Below are 16361 nucleotides of genomic sequence, written 5' to 3'. Positions count from 1 at the left end.
CGAGCGCGATCCCCGTGGAGCTGCCCGATCCGTCCGACTCGGGCGAGTCGTACTGGCTCGCCCGTTCCGTGTGGGCGTTCGGCGAGGGCTATGCGGTCTTCCGCGAGGCGGATCCGGGCTTCGCATCGTTCCTGCTCGACCGGCTGCATCTCGCCCTCGACGCCCTCGGCCGCGAGTCGCTCTCCGCGCCGGGCAGTGGGTGCGCAGCGACGGTCGGGACCTCCCCGCGTGGCTCATCGCCGGCGGGGCGGATGCCACGGCCGAGGCGATGCTCGGCCTCACCGCGGCGGCCGAGGCCGGCGACGTCCGCAGCCGCGCGGCGCTGGAGACGTACGGCGAGGCGGTCGCGGCGATGGCGACGGATCCCGGTCAGGGCTGGCCGTTCGGCGCGGTGCTGCCGTGGACCGGGTCGCGGGGGTTCTGGCATGCCTGGGGCGCCGCCGCTCCCGAGGCGCTCGGTCGCGCGGGCGCCGTGCTCGGACGACAGGACTGGATCGCGGCCTCCGTCGCCGATGCCGGGCGCTTCACGCCGCAGGTGCTGGCCTCGGGCGGTCCGCACAACGCCTGGGCGCCGCTCCCCGCCGAGGCGCAGATCGCCTACGGTGCGCACGGTCGCGTCGCCGGGGCCGTGCAGGCCGCCGCCGTCGCCGGAGAGGGGTTCCGGGTGCTGGCGGGGCTCGCCGCGGGGTGGTTCTTCGGCGCGAACACCGCCGGCATCCCCGTGTACGACCCCGCGACCGGTGTGACCTTCGACGGCGTGGAGACCGACGGGCGGGTCAACCGCAACTCCGGAGCGGAGTCGACGATCCACGGCCTGCTGACGATGCAGTTGCTCGACGCTCACCCCGACATCGCGGAGCTCGCCACGTCGATCACGGGGCTGCGCGCCTTCTCCGGGCTGCGGGCGATCGACGCCGAGTCCGCCCGCCTCTCCCCCGGCTGCGCGGTGGTCCGGCCGGACGGCGGAGCGTGGACCGGCGAGGGCAACCTGTCCGGCGGCGCCTACGTACAGGTCCCGGCCGGGGAGAGCGTGGAGTTCGACGTGACGGAGCCGGGCGGCATCCTGCACGGACTGGTCTGGCGGCAGGCCGCGGATGCGGGCGAGGCCGAGTGGGAGGTCTTCGCGGGCGATCGTCTGGTCTGGAGCACGCGCACCGCGGCCGGTGGCGCGGGCGACCGCGGGCTCACGGAGGCGGACGGCATGTTGGTCCCCGAGCGGCTCGGCGGAGACCTGCCCGACGGTCCGGTGACCGTGCGGTGCACGAGTCGGGGCGACGTCCGGCTGGACGCCCTCCTGATCCAGCCGCGCGTGGCGACGGCCGTCTATGCGACGACGACCGGATCCGCCGTCCTCTACGCCAACGCCACGGACGCCGACGTCCGCGTCGATCCCCTGGCGCCCGGATCCGGCCGGACGTACGCGGGCGACGGCTCGCAGCGCGGGCAGGCCGCCCAGGGCGGGCGGGTCCGCGTCCGCCGCGGAGGGTTCTCCATCACCCGCGGGTGACGTGCGGGGCGGTGGGTACGTTGGGGTCGTGCCGGACGCGGTGAGTCGGGCGGGCGCCCGGCGCCTCGGCCCCGCGACGCTTGGCGTGGGGTCCGAGGACCTACGCGACGGCGTATCGGGACAACGACGTGTCGGAGAGGCGGAACAAGTCCGGTGAGACCGGCTTCCCCTCGCCGTTCTCGAATCCGTGGGCCGCCGCAGAGACGAGCTTCTCGACGGAGTCACGATCGTCGATGCTGCACACCCACACGGAGAGGCGGGTCGGGGCAGCGACCACGAGGTCTCCCGCGGTGGGGATGGCCGCGCGCCATCGGGCGGGGTCCAGCAGGATCGATGCGGTCAGATCCAGGTTGTCGGGCACCGTGAGCGCGTACCGCCCGTTCTCGCCTTCGAGCCGGATGTCGCCGCGCCGTCGCAGGTTCGTCAGAGCGACGCGGTGCAGTGCGTCGGCGCCGCCGAAGCGCTCGACGGAGTCCATGTCGACGATCTCCCAGCTGGGTCCCGGATCCACGGCGTAGGCCGCGTACAGCCCCTCTGCGATCTGGCGGCTGAACGGGTGGTTCCCGGGTGGGAAGTCCGGGATCCGCGCCAGCTTCTCCGCGTTCGCGTCCACCCACGCCTGGCCGGAGAGTAGTGGCACGACGATGTCCGTCTCCGCCGTCAGGTGCGGCGCAGGCTGAGTCTTCTTGTTCCGGGAAAACAAGCGCTTCAACTGATCTCCTTCTGCCGCGCCACGGGGCGTGCTGGGAGCGCCGCGAACGCACCAGCCGGGGTACGCGTGCCCCGCCCCTCGTCTCGAGGACGTACGTCCGCCTCCCGTCATCGTAGTGATCTGAGCGACATACCTCGTGCCGTGCAGGGGTCCCAATCGGTTGCAGCCATGCGCTCGTGTCGCTCAGCACCGCAACACGACGAAGCCCTGATGAGAGGTTCCTCATCAGGGCGTTCTCCGTCGGGCTGACAGGATTTGAACCTGCGACCCCTTGACCCCCAGTCAAGTGCGCTACCAAGCTGCGCCACAGCCCGTGGACGACCGCGCCGAAGCGCGGGCAACTCCCCCATCGTAGCCGACCGGCGAGGGCACCGCGAACCAACGGGGCACCGGGCGCGCCGCAGTCCCCGATCCCCCAGCCGAGCACACCACCAATCCCGGGAACCGTTGCCGATGTCGGAGGTGCGGCGTAACGTGCGGGCATGCCCACCATCACCACGGCCCTGGCGACGCCCGCGCAATGGGAGGACGTGCAGAGCGCGCTCTCCGGCGGCGGCGACGGACGCAGCTGCCAGTGCATCTGGCCCATGATCAGCAACAAGGAGTGGGAGTCCACGACCGTGGAGACCCGCCGAGACATGCTGCGCGCCGAGTTGGAGGGTCCTCCGCCGGGCATCGTGGCGTACGTCGACGACGAGGCGGCGGGGTGGATCCGGATCGGCCCGCGACCGGCGCAGCAGCGCCTCGGACGGACTCGCGCGATCAAGGCGGCGACGGCGGAGCCGCTGGACGACGAGAGCGTCTGGGCGGTGAGCTGCTTCAGCGTGCGCCGGGAGTTCCGCGGGATGGGGATCAACCGCGTGCTCCTAGACGCCGCGGTCATCTACGCCCGCGAGGCCGGCGCCCGGGTCATCGAGGGCTACCCCATCGACACGTCCGGCGGCAACGTCCGCTCCAACGACCTCTTCCACGGCGCCCTCTCGACGTTCCTCGCCGCGGGATTCTCCGCCACCGGAGAGCTCAAGCCCGGCCGACCCCTCGTGACGCTGTCCACCGCGGGCTAACCGAGTCGTCCGGCTACGACACCGGACCCCGCGTCGCGCTCGACCACCGTGCACGCGTGAGTCCGTAGGAGTACATGTCGCGCCGCTCCTCGCCGACGAGCTCCCAGGAGCGAAGCAGTCCCTCCCGCTCGAAGCCCGCCCGCTCAGCGGTCCGACAAGAACCGACGTTGTTCGGCTCCACGTACAGCTGAAGCCGCGGGATCTCCTGCTTCGTGAACGCCCAGTCGACCAGGGTGGCCAGCGCGGCGGACGCGTAACCGCGCCGACGAGCACCGGGCCGGATCCAGTAGCCGATCGTCGCGCGGCCTCGGTCGATGTCGCGGAGCCAGAGGCCGATCTGGCCGACGCAGCCCGATTCGGCATCGATCGCGAAGGAGTAGCCGGCGCCCGCGGCCGCACGATCGTGCTGACGCGCGATGAACGCCGCGGCGAGCGCCCGGTCCGCCACAGCCGGAACCGTCGTGACGAGAGGGATCATCGGATCCGTCGACGCGTCCAGGACCGCGTCGACGTCCGTCAGCGCGAACCGACGAAGCGTCACGGTCGCGCCCACGATCTCGGGCACCTCGATTCGCCGCACCGGTTCCACGTCACCAGTATGCGTCCCGGCCCGCTGATCCGCATCGCAGATCCCGGATCCGCCAGACCGCACGGACCTGCCTGCCGCATCCCGTCCGAGGTCCCACCCCATCCGAGGGCGCCTGTCCCACCCCCACGGGATACTGGAGCCATGCCGAGCATCCGCGACCGTCTCCGCGCCCTGCCCGCGATCGTCGGCTCTCCCCCGCCGTTCGACCCGGCCTCGGCACCGGCGGATCCGCACCGCCTGTTCCTCGACTGGCTCGACGCCGCGATCACGGCCGGCGTTCCCGAGCCGCACGCCGCGACGCTCTCGACGGTCGATGCCGCCGGGTCGCCGGACGCCCGGGTCCTCACTCTCAAGGACGTGACGGCCGACGGCTCCTTCGAGATCGCCTCGGGCGGCGAGTCCGCCAAGGGCGCACAGTTGACCGCCAACCCGGCCTGCGCGCTCTCCTTCTACTGGACCCCGCTCGCCCGCGCCATCCGGATCCGGGGCGTCGCCATGACGGCGTCACCGGAGGAGTCCGCCGCCGACTTCCGCGCCCGTGCCGCGGGCGCCAAGGCCATCGCCCTCCTCGGACGCCAGGGCGACGTGATCTGCGACGACGAGGATCCGGCGGCGCTCATCGCCGCGTCCGCCGCACGGCTGGAGCAGGATGCCGCCACGGTCTCGCCCGAGTGGACCGTCTGGCGGATCCGTCCGGAGTGGGTCGAGTTCTGGCAGGGGTCCCCGGACCGAGCGCACCAGCGGCTCCGCTACCGTCGCGACGCCGACGCCTGGATCCGCGAACGCCTCTGGGCCTAGCGCGGGGCCCGCGCGCCTCCGGGCCGACCCGCCACCCGCACCAGCCCTCAGGCCGCGAACCCCCGCGGCGGATTCGCGTATCCCATCCCCATCGCCTCACGGACCTCCCGCAGAGTCTCGGCCGCGATCGCTCGCGCACGGTCGTTCCCCGCGGCGAGGACGTCGTCGACGATCCGCGGATCCGCCGCCAGCTCCGCCCGACGCGCGCGGAACGGAGCGAGGAACTCGTTCACCGCCTCGGTCACCGTCGCCTTCAACGCCGCGCCGCCCGCCGACCCGATGTCCGCCGCGAGATCCTCCGGCACCCGGCCGCAGCACACGGCGGCCACGGAGAGCAGTCCGGACACCTCCGGGCGCGAGACGGGGTCGAACGTGATCGTTCGCGTGCTGTCGGTCCGCGCACGACGGATCAGCGCGGCCGTCTCGTCGGCCGTCATCGAGAGCGCGATCGCGTTGCCGCGGCTCTTCGACATCTTGCCGCCGTCGAGTCCCGGCAGCTCGGGCGCGTCGGTCACCAGGCCCTCGGGCTCCGGGAACAACGTTCCGTACCGCTCGGCGAAGCGCCGCGCGATCGTCCGGGTGATCTCCACGTGCGGCAGGTTGTCCTTGCCCACCGGCACGAGATTCCCCTTGCAGAACAGGATGTCCGCGGCCTGGTGCACGGGGTACGTGAGCAGGAGTCCGCTGAGCGCCCGCCCCGAGGCCGCGAGCTCCGCCTTGACCGTCGGGTTCCGGTGCAGCTCGGCCTCCGACACGAGGCTCAGGAACGGCAGCAGGAGCTGGTTCAGCTCGGGAACGGCCGAGTGCGTGAAGATCGTCGTGCGCTCGGGATCCAATCCGGTCGCCAGATAGTCGAGTACCGCCTCGCGCACGAACCGGCCGACGTCTCCGGCGACCTCGCGATCCGTGATGACCTGGTAGTCCGCGAGCACGACGAACGTCTCGATCCCCCGCTCCTGCAGCCGCACGCGCTCGCGCAGCGTGCCGAAGTAGTGCCCGAGGTGCAGCGGCCCGGTCGGCCGCTCCCCCGTGAGCACGCGGAACGCCCCGGGATCCTGATCGATCCGTCGCTCCAGCTCGGGCATGCGCGCCCGGGTCGCCTCGAATGAGTCCATCTCCGATTCCCTTCTGAACGAAGGGACTGCACGGATCGCTCCCGCGGCGGGGCTGCACCATGCAGCCCCCGACGAGACACGTCGTCTACGGCTGCGAGAGCAGCCACCACCCGGCGGAAGACGACGAGAACATGCCCACGACTCTACTCGTCCGCGCTGAATACGATGGACGGATGCAGACCCCGCCGTCGACCCGCATGCGCACCCTGGGCGCGTTCCTGCCGTTCGTGGTGGTCTCGATCGTTCACGTGGCGGCACTCGCGGCCGAGAGCCCCCTGGCGGTGCCGACGAAAGCGCTCCTCATGCCGCTCCTCGCGGTCCCCGTGATCCTCGACGCCCGCCGGATCATCGCCCTTCGCTCCCGCACGCCGGTGATGCTCCTGCTCGGCGCGCTGTTCTTCTCCTGGCTGGGCGACGAAGCGGGGCTCTTCTTCCCGTTCGCGCCGGAACTGCCGCTCATGCTCGGCTTCTTCGGCATCGCACACGTGGCGTACATCGTCCTGTTCCTCCGGGTGCGCCGACTGCCCTTCTGGACGGTCGTGTACGCCGTCTGGTGGATGCTGATGCTGGTGACGCTCGGCCCGCACACCGGACCGCTCCTCGTCGGCGTCGGCGCGTACGGCCTCGTCCTCGCGGGAACCGCGGCGACGGCCGCGCGCTGCACCCCGATCATCGCCCTGGGCGGAGCGTTCTTCCTGCTCAGCGACTCGATCCTCGCCTTCCGCCTCTTCCTGCCCGACGCCATGCCGGCCTGGACGAGCCCCGCCGTGATGCTGACCTACACCCTCGGCCAGGGGCTGCTCGTGTGGGGCGCCCTGAGGGTTCTGCGCGTCTCCCCCTCCTCGAACCCGGCCGCCGCCTCCGAGGAGGTCGTCCGATGAGCGAGGTCGATCCGACGAGAACCGTCCGCGTGGACAGCTGGCTCTGGGCCGTCCGCGTGTACAAGACGCGCTCGGCCGCCACCACCGCGTGCCGCGCCGGTCACGTCCGCGTCAACGGGGAGCGCGTCAAGGCCGCGCAGACGCTGCGGGTCGGGGACGAGCTGCGCGTGCGGATCTCGGGCTTCGATCGGATCCTCGTCGTCCGCCAACCGATCTCGAAGCGCGTCGGCGCCCCGCTCGCCGCAGCGGCCGCAGAGGATCGCACGCCGCCCCGCGAACCCGTGGCAGCGGCGGGGCTCCGGGACCGCGGCGCCGGGCGGCCGACGAAGCGCGAGCGTCGCGAGATCGACCGCCTCCGCGGCCGCGACGAGCACTGACCCCCGCTGGTCGTTGAGCGAGCGCAGCGAGCCGAAACGCCCCCGCCCTCCGCGCACACCCCCGGTCGTTGAGCGAGCGCAGCGAGCCGAAACGTGCTCACCCGTCTCGCGATCGGTCACCGTCGCTGCCCACGACCCCGTCCGGGTGTCGCACCTCCCCTCGGGCTAGGCGTCGAGGAGTGCGCGGAGTCGTCCGGCCGACAGGACGGATGCGCCCTCCGTCTCGACCCTCTCGCGGAGTTCTCGGTCGCTCGTCACCGCGGTGACCAGCGCCCCGGACGCCACCCGTTCCGCGACCCGCTCGACGATCGCATCGTCGCCATGGCCGGCCGCGCGGACCACGGAGACGCCGACCGCGCCTGTCCTGCCGGCCTCCACCCCCGCGTCGGCCAGCGGTTCCGTGCGGGGGAACGGGTCCCCGCCACCCGCCGGTTCGCTCCGCTCCGCGACGTCCCGCGCCGCGCCCTCCACCACGAGATCGATCTCGGGGAACCACACGATGCGGGTCCGGTCGTCATGCGCGGTGTCGGAGACCTCAGGGGCGCCGCCCTGTCCCCCGTCGTCCCCGTGCCACTCGCTTCCGGCGACGCCCAGAGCTGCGCCCGGCACACCGCTGGCGCGCCAGGCGTCGAGGCGGTCCCGCAGCCGTCCTGCGGCACCGGCGCGGTCCTTCCACCAGCCGTCGGGCACCGAGCCCACGACGTTCGCGGCGTCCACCACGACGACGGGACGCACGGTGAGCAGCTCGCGGAGCGCGGGCCAGGCCGCGGCGAAGCCCGGATGCAGCGGCCGCTCGCCGACCTCGTCCACGGGCACCCATTCCAGGGCGACGCTCTCCGGGTCGCTGATCACCGGCGAGAAGGGCACGCTCACATCCGCGACGACCGTCGTGTAGGACCAGTAGCCGAGGTCGAACACGCTCGCGAAGCGGGCTCGGACCGCGCCGTCGGGCACGCCGGCCTCTTCCTGCGCCTCTCGACGGGCCCCCGCGATCGCCGACTCGCCCTCGTGCAGGGCGCCGCCGGGCAGCGCCCAGGTCCCGCCGAAGTGGCTCCATCCGACCCGATGCTGCAGCAGCACCCCGCGCGCGGCGTCGTACGCGAGGAGCCCCGCGGCCCCGTACGGCCCCCAGTACCGCTCCCCGGTGGGCGCGATCACCCAGGCGTCACCGCTGTCCAGCGGGCCCAGGGGGCGGCGCGGTTCACCGGGTTCGGGCGGGACGATCGTCACCCGTTCAGCCTTTCACAGCTCACCGACCCCGCGCGCCGTCCCCGACCCGATCCGCAACAACTCCGGCCCGATCCGCGTCCCGACCCACGACCTGCCCGAACCGAACAAGCGCATCACGTCACCGCGTTTCGTCTCGGTGCTCCGCTCCTCGCTCAACGACCGAGACCCGACCCGCGGCCCGACCCACGGAGACCTGCCCGGACCCAACAGGCGCATCAGGTCACCACGTTTCGTCTCGGTGCCTCGCTCCTCGCTCAACGACCGAGATTCACCACGGGTGTCAGGACCGGGCCTGCGCGACCCCGCCGGCGAGCCGGGCGGCGGCGAGCTCCTCGGCGGCCGCGAGCGGCGTGATCCCGCGACGCTCCGCGTCATCCAGGATTCGTCGCACGGTGTCGCCGATGCCCGCGACGCGCGCCATGATCTCGTCGCTGCTCCCGATCCGCTTGGCCTCCAGGTCGAGGTAGATCACGCCGCCGGCGTTCACGACGAAGTCGGGCGCGTACAGGATGCCGCGTCCGGCGAGCCGCTCGGCGCCGGAGTGGTCCGCGAGGGGGTTGTTCGCCGGGCCGCAGACGGCGCGGGCCGTGAGCGCGTCGATCACCTCGTCGGTGAGGACGCCGCCGATTCCCGCGGGCACGAAGACGTCCGCGTCGACGAGGTGCTCGGTGCCCGGCTCCGCCCAGGCGGCACCCAGGTCCTCGACGAGCTCGCGACGCGCGGGGACGACGTCGGTGACGGTGAGGACCGCGCCCTCCGCCGCCAGCCGGCGGGCGAGGCGTCCGCCGACCTGCCCCAGTCCCGACACGGTGATGCGCCGGCCGGCCACGTCCGGCGAGCCCGCGATCCGCTCCAGCACCGCGCGCAGCGACGAGTAGACGCCCAGGCTCGTCGGCCCGGCAGGCTCCCCCGACCCGCCGACGGCGTCCGGGAGCCCGACGACGTGCGCCGTCCGCTCGCTGACCACGAGCATGTCGTCGGTGGTGCTGCCGACGTCCTCCGCCGTCCGGTACAGGCCGCCGAGGCTCTCCACGGCGTCGCCGAGGTCGAGGAACGCATCCCGGCGTCGCCCGGCGTCCAGCTCCTCACCGGGCATCAGGGCGATCACGGACTTCCCGCCGCCCGCGTCCAGACCGGCTGCGGCGTTCTTCAGCGTCATCGCGGCGGACAACCGCAGCGCGTCGCCGAGGGCGTCGCTCCAGTGCGGATAGGTCCACAGCCGTGCGCCGCCGAGGGCGGATCCGAGCACGGACGAGTGCAGGGCGACGGCGATGAACAGCCCGCTTCGCCGGCCGCTCACCACCTCCACGCGCTCGTGGGCGAATTCGGGCAGGGGCAGACGGTTCATCGGGTCCTCTTTCGGCGAAGCCTTGTGGGCTGTGCTCTGCGTCCGCCGCGGCTGTGCGGCGGACGAGACCATTCTGCCGCACGTCCCCGCGCCGGGCGAGGAGCGGCGCCCTCCCCGGACCGGGCAGCGGACTACCTCTGGCGGCGCTCCCTGACCCGCATGTTGATGACGATCGGAGTGCCCTCGAAGTCGTACAGCTCGCGCAGCCGGCGCTGGATGAAGCGCCGGTAGCCCGGGTCGAGGAACCCGGTCGTGAACAGCACGAAAGTGGGCGGACGCGTCGACGCCTGGGTGCCGAACAGGATGCGCGGCTGCTTGCCGCCCCGCAGCGGGTGCGGGTGGGCGGCCACGAGCTCGGTGAGGAAGGCGTTGAACTTCCCGGTCGGGATCCGGCGGTCCCAGTTCTCCAGCGCCAGCTCCAGCGCCGGGACGAGCTTGTCCAGGTGGCGTCCGGTCCGCGCGGAGATGTTCACGCGCGGCGCCCAGGCGACGTGCGCGAGGTCCTTCTCGATCTCACGCTCCAGGTACCGGCGGCGGTCCTGGTTCTCCAGATCGTCGTCGCTGAGGCGGTCCCACTTGTTGAACGCCAGGACGAGCGCGCGACCGGATTCCAGCACCAGGTCGATGATGTTGAGATCCTGCACGCTGATGGGCTGGGTCACGTCCAGCACCACCACCGCGACCTCGCTCTTCTCCAACGCCGCGGAGGTCCGCAGCGACGCGTAGAAGTCGGCCCCCTGCTGGAGGTGGACGCGCCGGCGGATGCCCGCCGTGTCGACGAAGCGCCAGAGCTTCCCGCCGAGCTCGACGATCTCGTCCACCGGATCCCGCGTCGTGCCGGCGAGGTCGTTCACGACGACGCGCTCCTCCCCCGCGGCCTTGTTCAGCAGCGAGGACTTGCCGACGTTCGGCCGGCCGAGGATCGCGACGCGGCGAGGCCCGCCGATCTCGTGCTTGGCGACGGCGGAGACCTCCGGGAGCGCCTTCACCACGGTGTCGAGGAGGTCGGCCACGCCGCGGCCGTGGATCGCGGACACGGTGTGCGGCTCGCCCAGGCCCAGGTTCCACAGTGCCGCGGCCTCGGGCTCCTGCCGCGCGTCGTCGATCTTGTTCGCGACGAGGAACACCGGCTTGCCGCTCTTGCGCAGCAGGCGCACGACGTGCTCGTCGGTCGAGGTCGCGCCGACCATGGCGTCGACGACGAACAGCACGACGTCGGAGAGGTCGATCGCCACCTCCGCCTGTGCGGCGACGGAGCGGTCGATGCCCTTGGCGTCCGGCTCCCAGCCGCCCGTGTCCACGAGCGAGAAGCGGCGCTCCATCCACTCGGCCTTGTACGTCACCCGGTCGCGCGTGACGCCGGGGGTGTCCTCCACCACGGCCTCGCGACGGCCGAGGATGCGGTTCACGAGCGCCGACTTGCCGACGTTCGGACGACCGACGATCGCGACGACGGGCAGCGCCGGGAGGTACTCGATGCCGTCCTCGCCGACCTCGACGCCGGCGAGCAGGCCGGTGTCCTCCTCGTCCAGCTCGTAGTCGTCGAGGCTGGCGCGCAGGGCGGCCGCACGCGCCTCGACGAGCTCGTCGTCCAGCGCCTCCAGCTTCTCCGCGAGACGGTCGTCGCCGATCCCGGAGCCGGTCGAGGGGTCGTAGTCGTCGTCAGCCATGGTCGGCTCCTCGCTGCACGTCGGACGCGCGTCGGTCGATCACCGCGAGAACGGCGTCGATGGTCTGATCGAAGTCCAGGGCGGTGGAGTCCACCACCTCGACCCCGGGTGCCGCGGTGAGGAAGTCCACCACGGCGCTGTCCTTGGCATCGCGCGAGTGCAGGGCCGCGGCGACCGCGGCGGCGTCCTCGCCCGCGAGCTCGCCCGCCCGGCGGGCCGCCCGCACCTCGGGGGCGGCGGTCAGCAGGATGCGCACCGGTGCATCGGGGGCGACCACCGTCGTGATGTCGCGCCCCTCGACCACCACCGCCGGATACCCGGACTCGGCCACGATCCGGCGGAACATGTCGTTCACCTGCGCCCGCACGGGAAGCACGCGCGCGACGCCGCTGACGGCACCGGAGACCCGGGGCTCGCGGATCGCGTCGGTGACGTCGGCGTCCCCGACGAACACCCGCCGATCGTCGGCGTCGAGCCCCTGACGCAGCGCGAAGTCCGCGGCCGCCGCGAGCACGGCGGCCTCGTCGGCCGTGTCCGCGCCGCGTTCGAGCACGTGCCAGGCGAGCGCGCGATACGCGGCGCCGGTGTCGAGGTAGCCGTAGCCGCGGCGCCGGGCGACCGCCTTGGACACGCTGGACTTGCCGGATCCGGCCGGGCCGTCCACGGCGATGATGAACGGAACCGTCGAGGCGTCAGTCATTGGTCGTGCTCGCAATCCGCCATCCCCTGGCCTCCAGCCCCTCGATCGCGCCGCGCAGGGTCGCCGGAGCGACGCTGATCTCGGCGAGACCGAACTGCGCGCCGGGCGAATGCTCCAGGCGCAGGTCCTCCACGTTGACGCCGAGCTCGCCGAGCTCGCCGAACAGGCGCCCGAGCTGCCCCGCGGTGTCGTCGACCATGACGACGAACTGTTCGAAGCGCCGGTTCTGGCCGTGCTTGCCTGGCAGGCGCTCGACGCCCTCGTTGCCGTGGCGGATCGCCTCCGCCATGACGCGACGGGCCCCCATCCTGTCCGGATCCCGCAGCGCGTCGGCGACCTGGGCGAGATCCGCGGCGAGCGCATCCAGCACCTCCACGACCGGGGCGGCGTTGGCGCCGAGGATCTGCACCCACAGCTCGGGCGCGGAGGCGGCGATGCGGGTGGTGTCGCGCACCCCCTGCCCGGCGAGGCGCAGCGCGCCGTCGTCGGCGTCGGCGAGACGCCCGGCGAGGAGGCTGGCGACGACCTGCGGCACGTGCGAGGTCAGCGCGACGGCCCGGTCGTGCTCCTCGGGCGTCATCTCCAGGGGCATGGCCCCGAGCTCCAGCGCGAGGGACTCGACGAGCGCGAGGTCGGCGGGACGGGTCTCGGCGTCGCGGCACACGACCCACGGGCGGCCGATGAAGATGTCGGCGCGGGCGGAGATGGCGCCCCCGCGCTCACGGCCGGCGAGCGGATGCGAGCCGATGTAGCGGGTGAGGTCGACGCCTCGGTCGCGCAGCGTCCGATAGGGCTCGAGCTTCACGCTCGCGACGTCGGTGACCACGGCCTCGGGGTGCCGGGCGAGCTCGGCCTGGACGACGTCCGCCGTCACGTCCGGCGGGACGGCGACGACGACGAGGACAGGCCGATCGTCGTCGGCGGCGAGCCGCCCTGCGCCGTAGTCCACGGCCAGGCGGAGCTGGGCCGGGGAGGTGTCGGCGAGCGCCACGTCGACGCCCTTGGCGGTCAGCGCGTGGCCGATGCTGGCCCCGAGGAGGCCGGCGCCGACGATGCGGACCGTGCCCGAAAGCCGCACGGCAACGGTCTCATTCACTGCGTCACCCCTGCTGGTCTGAGTCCGATCGGTCCTCCGCGGAGGCGTCCTGGCGCGCGAGAGTCAGCAGCGCGCCGAGTTCGATTCTACTGAGTTCCCGGGCCTGCCCCACCGGGAGCGTGCCCAGGTGCAGCGGGCCGAACTGGCGACGGACGAGCTCGGTCACCGGATGCCCCACGGCGGCCATCATCCGCCGCACGATCCGGTTGCGCCCCGAGTGCAGCGTGAGCTCGACCAGACTGGATCCGCCCTTCTCCGCGCCCCGGGAGCGGGAGGCGGACGAGGTGTCCAGCAGCCGGGCCCGGTCGGCGGCGATCGGGCCGTCCTCCAGCTCGATCCCCCGCGTGAGACGCGCGATCGTCTGCGGCGTCACCCGTCCCTCCACCTTGGCGATGTACACCTTCGTCACGCCGAACGAGGGGTGAGCCAGCACGTGCGCCAGTTCGCCGTCGTTGGTGAGGACGAGCAGGCCGCTGGTCTCGGCGTCGAGCCTGCCGACGTTGTACAGCCGCTCGGGCCAGTCCTTCGTGTAGCGGCGGAGGTCAGGGCGCCCGCGCTCGTCCTTCATGGAGCTCACGACGCCGGTGGGCTTGTTGAGCATCACGTACCGCTTGGTGGCGTCGAGCTGCACCGCCGTGCCGTCGACGTCGACCTTGTCGTGCTCGGGATCGATCCGGGATCCCAGCTCGGTCACGGTCACGCCGTTGACGCGGATCCGTCCCTCGACGATGTACTGCTCGATCACCCGGCGCGACGCGACGCCCGCGTTCGCGAGCACCTTCTGCAGCCGCACGCCCTCGCTCACCGGCGCGGCGCCGTTGTCCCGTTCGGTGGGCGCGGTCATCAGATCGTCCTCTCGTCGAAGCCGTCGGCGCCGTCGTCCAGCAGCGGGGAGATCGGCGGCAGCTCGTCGAGCGAGTTGATGCCGAGGTTCTGCAGGAGCGCATCCGTCGTGCCGTAGTTGATGGCGCCGGTCTCGGAGTCCTGGAACAGCTCCGTGATGAGTCCGCGGGCCAGCAGGGTCCGCACGACCGAGTCGACGTTGACCGCGCGGATCGAGGCGACCTGGCTGCGCGTGACCGGCTGCTTGTACGCGATCACGGCCAGGGTCTCCAACGCCGCCTGCGAGAGCCGGGAGGGGGCCTGTCCGCCGACGAAGTCCGCGACGAGGTCGTCGTACTCCTCCCGCACGTACAGACGCCAGCCGCCGCCGATCTCGCGCAGCTCGAACCCGCGGCGCGGTCCCTTGCCCCGTCCCTCGTACTCCTCCACGAGCGTCTCGATCGCCTGGCGGACGGCCGGCACGGGCGCGCCGACGGCCGCGGCGAGCGACACCAGGCTGTGCGGCTCCTCGATGATGAGCAGGATCGCTTCCAGCCGCTCGGTCAGCGGCCCCTCCGGCACGGGCGCGCCGACGGGCCGCGGCTCCTGCTCCTCGGTCGCGGGTTCGGTCATGTCGTCCTTCGGGTTCGGGTCGGCGTACGGCATCGCCTCGGATACGCGGGGCGGGGTCGGGTCGGGCTCAGCGGTCATAGTCGGCTCCCAGCGTCGCCAGCATCTCGTCGGACCAGCTCTCCGCCGACCAACGCAGCGTCAGCTCGCCCAGCGGCTCGAGCTGCTCGAAGGACAGCGCCGCGTGGCGGTACAGCTCCAGCACGGACAGGAACCGCGCCACCACGATCCCCGGCTCGGAGACGCCGGCCACCAGCTCCCGGAACGACACCGACTCGGCGCCGCGCAGCAGGGTGACCACGATGGCGGCCTGCTCCCGGATGCTCACCAGCGGCGCGTGCAGGTGGTCCAGCCCGACCGTGGGGATCTCCTTCGGTGCGAACGCGAGCAGGGCCAGCGCGGCGAAGTCGTCGGCGCTCAGCGTCCACACGAGCTCGGGGGTGCGCGCGCGGTGCTTCTCGTCGAGCCGCACCGCCCGGGCGTGCCGACGGTCCTCGTACTGGAGGCTGCGGGCGAACCAGACCGAGACCTCCTTGAAGGCGCGGTACTGCAGCAGCCGGGCGAACAGGAGGTCGCGCGCCTCCAGCAGCGCGACGGCCTCCGCGTCCACGAGCTCGCCCTGCGGGAGGAGTCCGGCGACCTTCATGTCCAACAGCGTCGCGGCCACGACGAGGAACTCCGAGGCCTCGTCGAGATCCTCCTCGGGCCCGAGCTCGCGGAGGTACGAGATGAACTCGTCCGTGACGCGGCTCAGCGACACCTCGGTGATGTCGAGCTCGTGCTTGGAGATCAGCGTCAGCAGCAGATCGAACGGGCCGTCGAAGTTCGACAGGGACACCCGGAAGCCCTCGCCGGCCTCGACGACCGGGGCGCCCGCATCGGGCACGGGCCCGGTCGCCGTCTCCGGGGCGGTGGACTGCTCGGAATCAGGCGACGGCGCCACGGGCGACCAGCTCCCGGGCCAGTCGCAGGTACGCCTGTGCGGCGGGGTGCTCCGGCGCGAACTCGGTGATCGGGACCCCCGACACCGACGCGTCGGGGAACTTCACGGTGCGTCCGATGACGGTCTCCAGCACGTCGTCGCCGAACGCCTCCACGACCCGCTCCAGCACCTCGCGCGAGTGGAGCGTGCGCGCGTCGTACATCGTGGCGAGCAGGCCGTCGAGCGTGATCGAGGGGTTCAGCCGGTCGCGCACCTTGTCGATGGTCTCGATGAGCAGGGCCACGCCGCGCAGGGCGAAGAACTCGCACTCCAGGGGGATCAGCACGCCGTGCGCCGCCGTGAGGGCGTTCACCGTGAGCAGGCCCAGCGACGGCTGGCAGTCGATGAGGATGACGTCGTACTCCCCCGAGACCTGACGGAGCACGCGGGAGAGGATCGTCTCGCGCGCGACCTCGTTGACGAGGTGCACCTCGGCGGCGGACAGGTCGATGTTCGCGGGGAGGACGTCGAGGCCGTCGACGGCGGACGGGATGATGACCTCGTGGACGTCGCGCTTCGTGTCCAACAGGAGGTCGTAGATCGTGGGGATGTCGTGCGTCGCGATCCCCAGACCCGCCGACAGCGCGCCCTGCGGGTCGAAGTCGACCGCGAGCACCTTGCGCCCGTACTCCGCGAGTGACGCGGCGAGGTTGATCGACGTCGTGGTCTTTCCCACGCCGCCCTTCTGGTTGCACAGGGCGATGATGCGGGCGGGCCCGTGCGAGGCGAGCGGTTTGGGGATGGCGAACCCCTGATAGGGACGCCCGGTCGGTCCGATCGGTGTGTCGTCCTTCGTCTTCGCCACCAGTTCTCCTGCTTCCTCGTGCTCGCTCGATTGTA

Annotated in this window: 17 protein-coding genes and 1 tRNA gene; 5 read left to right on the top strand and 13 right to left on the bottom strand. The window is 72.4% G+C overall.

The genetic code is table 11. The features are described from left to right. Positions 1-199 precede the first annotated feature (199 nt). Positions 200-1507 carry a hypothetical protein gene (locus K8F61_RS02000; protein ID WP_231820511.1) on the top strand — a complete coding sequence of 436 codons (1308 nt, stop codon included), beginning with the start codon at positions 200-202 and terminating at the stop codon, positions 1505-1507. A 100-nt stretch (positions 1508-1607) separates the two neighbouring features. Here K8F61_RS02000 and K8F61_RS01995 read toward each other — a convergent pair whose 3' ends face one another. Then, a complete protein-coding gene (locus K8F61_RS01995; RefSeq protein WP_231820510.1) occupies positions 1608-2219 on the bottom strand; it encodes a DUF1444 domain-containing protein in 612 nt (203 codons plus the stop codon). A 240-nt stretch (positions 2220-2459) separates the two neighbouring features. After that, positions 2460-2533 (bottom strand) — tRNA-Pro (locus K8F61_RS01990). 168 nt (positions 2534-2701) lie between these two features. Here K8F61_RS01990 and K8F61_RS01985 point away from each other — a divergent pair. Continuing rightward, positions 2702-3283 carry a GNAT family N-acetyltransferase gene (locus K8F61_RS01985; RefSeq protein WP_231820509.1) on the top strand — a complete coding sequence of 194 codons (582 nt, stop codon included), beginning with the start codon at positions 2702-2704 and terminating at the stop codon, positions 3281-3283. A gap of 13 nt (positions 3284-3296) precedes the next feature. Here the strand turns inward: K8F61_RS01985 and K8F61_RS01980 are convergent, their stop codons facing one another. After that, positions 3297-3872, bottom strand: a complete 576-nt coding sequence (locus K8F61_RS01980; RefSeq protein ID WP_231820508.1) for a GNAT family N-acetyltransferase — start codon at positions 3870-3872, stop codon at positions 3297-3299. 141 nt (positions 3873-4013) lie between these two features. Between K8F61_RS01980 and K8F61_RS01975 the strand changes: the two genes are divergently transcribed. Then, positions 4014-4670 carry a pyridoxine/pyridoxamine 5'-phosphate oxidase gene (locus K8F61_RS01975; protein ID WP_231820507.1) on the top strand — a complete coding sequence of 219 codons (657 nt, stop codon included), beginning with the start codon at positions 4014-4016 and terminating at the stop codon, positions 4668-4670. A 47-nt stretch (positions 4671-4717) separates the two neighbouring features. Here K8F61_RS01975 and trpS read toward each other — a convergent pair whose 3' ends face one another. Next, positions 4718-5785, bottom strand: a complete 1068-nt coding sequence (gene trpS / locus K8F61_RS01970) for a tryptophan--tRNA ligase (RefSeq protein ID WP_231820506.1) — start codon at positions 5783-5785, stop codon at positions 4718-4720. A gap of 173 nt (positions 5786-5958) precedes the next feature. On the opposite strand from trpS, the gene K8F61_RS01965 reads away from it, so the two are divergent. Then, on the top strand, positions 5959-6666 hold the full coding sequence (locus K8F61_RS01965) for a lysoplasmalogenase family protein (protein WP_231820505.1): 708 nt from the start codon (positions 5959-5961) through the stop codon (positions 6664-6666). Next, entirely contained in the window at positions 6663-7043 is a 381-nt protein-coding gene (locus K8F61_RS01960; protein ID WP_067243694.1) for an RNA-binding S4 domain-containing protein, read from the top strand. The genes K8F61_RS01965 and K8F61_RS01960 overlap by 4 nt, the downstream gene beginning before the upstream one ends. 165 nt (positions 7044-7208) lie before the next feature. On the opposite strand, the gene K8F61_RS01955 is transcribed toward K8F61_RS01960, so the two are convergent. From K8F61_RS01955 to K8F61_RS01915, 9 genes are all read right to left on the bottom strand, one after another. Then, the gene (locus tag K8F61_RS01955) at positions 7209-8273 is read right to left on the bottom strand and encodes an NUDIX hydrolase (protein WP_231820504.1); all 1065 of its coding nucleotides are present in this window, start codon (positions 8271-8273) and stop codon (positions 7209-7211) included. 280 nt (positions 8274-8553) lie between these two features. Continuing rightward, positions 8554-9621 (bottom strand): Glu/Leu/Phe/Val dehydrogenase family protein, encoded by a 1068-nt coding sequence (locus tag K8F61_RS01950; protein WP_231820503.1) that lies wholly within the window; start codon positions 9619-9621, stop codon positions 8554-8556. Between the two features lie 131 nt (positions 9622-9752). Continuing rightward, entirely contained in the window at positions 9753-11291 is a 1539-nt protein-coding gene (gene der / locus K8F61_RS01945; protein WP_067243686.1) for a ribosome biogenesis GTPase Der, read from the bottom strand. Next, positions 11284-11991, bottom strand: a complete 708-nt coding sequence (cmk, locus tag K8F61_RS01940) for a (d)CMP kinase (protein ID WP_231820502.1) — start codon at positions 11989-11991, stop codon at positions 11284-11286. Before cmk ends, der begins: the two co-directional genes overlap by 8 nt. Next, positions 11984-13087, bottom strand: a complete 1104-nt coding sequence (locus tag K8F61_RS01935; protein WP_219086325.1) for a prephenate dehydrogenase — start codon at positions 13085-13087, stop codon at positions 11984-11986. The genes cmk and K8F61_RS01935 overlap by 8 nt, the downstream gene beginning before the upstream one ends. A 4-nt stretch (positions 13088-13091) precedes the next feature. Further along, positions 13092-13931: a pseudouridine synthase gene (locus K8F61_RS01930; protein WP_231820501.1), complete on the bottom strand. Its 840-nt coding sequence runs from the start codon at positions 13929-13931 to the stop codon at positions 13092-13094. Beyond that, positions 13931-14542 (bottom strand): SMC-Scp complex subunit ScpB, encoded by a 612-nt coding sequence (gene scpB / locus K8F61_RS01925; protein ID WP_231821497.1) that lies wholly within the window; start codon positions 14540-14542, stop codon positions 13931-13933. Before scpB ends, K8F61_RS01930 begins: the two co-directional genes overlap by 1 nt. Positions 14543-14609: 67 nt before the next feature. Continuing rightward, a complete protein-coding gene (locus K8F61_RS01920) occupies positions 14610-15482 on the bottom strand; it encodes a segregation and condensation protein A (protein ID WP_271062411.1) in 873 nt (290 codons plus the stop codon). Then, positions 15466-16329: a ParA family protein gene (locus tag K8F61_RS01915; protein WP_157517908.1), complete on the bottom strand. Its 864-nt coding sequence runs from the start codon at positions 16327-16329 to the stop codon at positions 15466-15468. Before K8F61_RS01915 ends, K8F61_RS01920 begins: the two co-directional genes overlap by 17 nt. Between the last annotated feature and the right edge of the window lie 32 nt (positions 16330-16361).

It is taken from the genome of Microbacterium resistens (assembly GCF_021172025.1).
GTDB lineage: Bacteria > Actinomycetota > Actinomycetes > Actinomycetales > Microbacteriaceae > Microbacterium > Microbacterium resistens.
The sequence above is the reverse complement of the archived record's forward strand: the minus strand, read 5'-3'. Positions and strand labels throughout refer to the sequence as shown.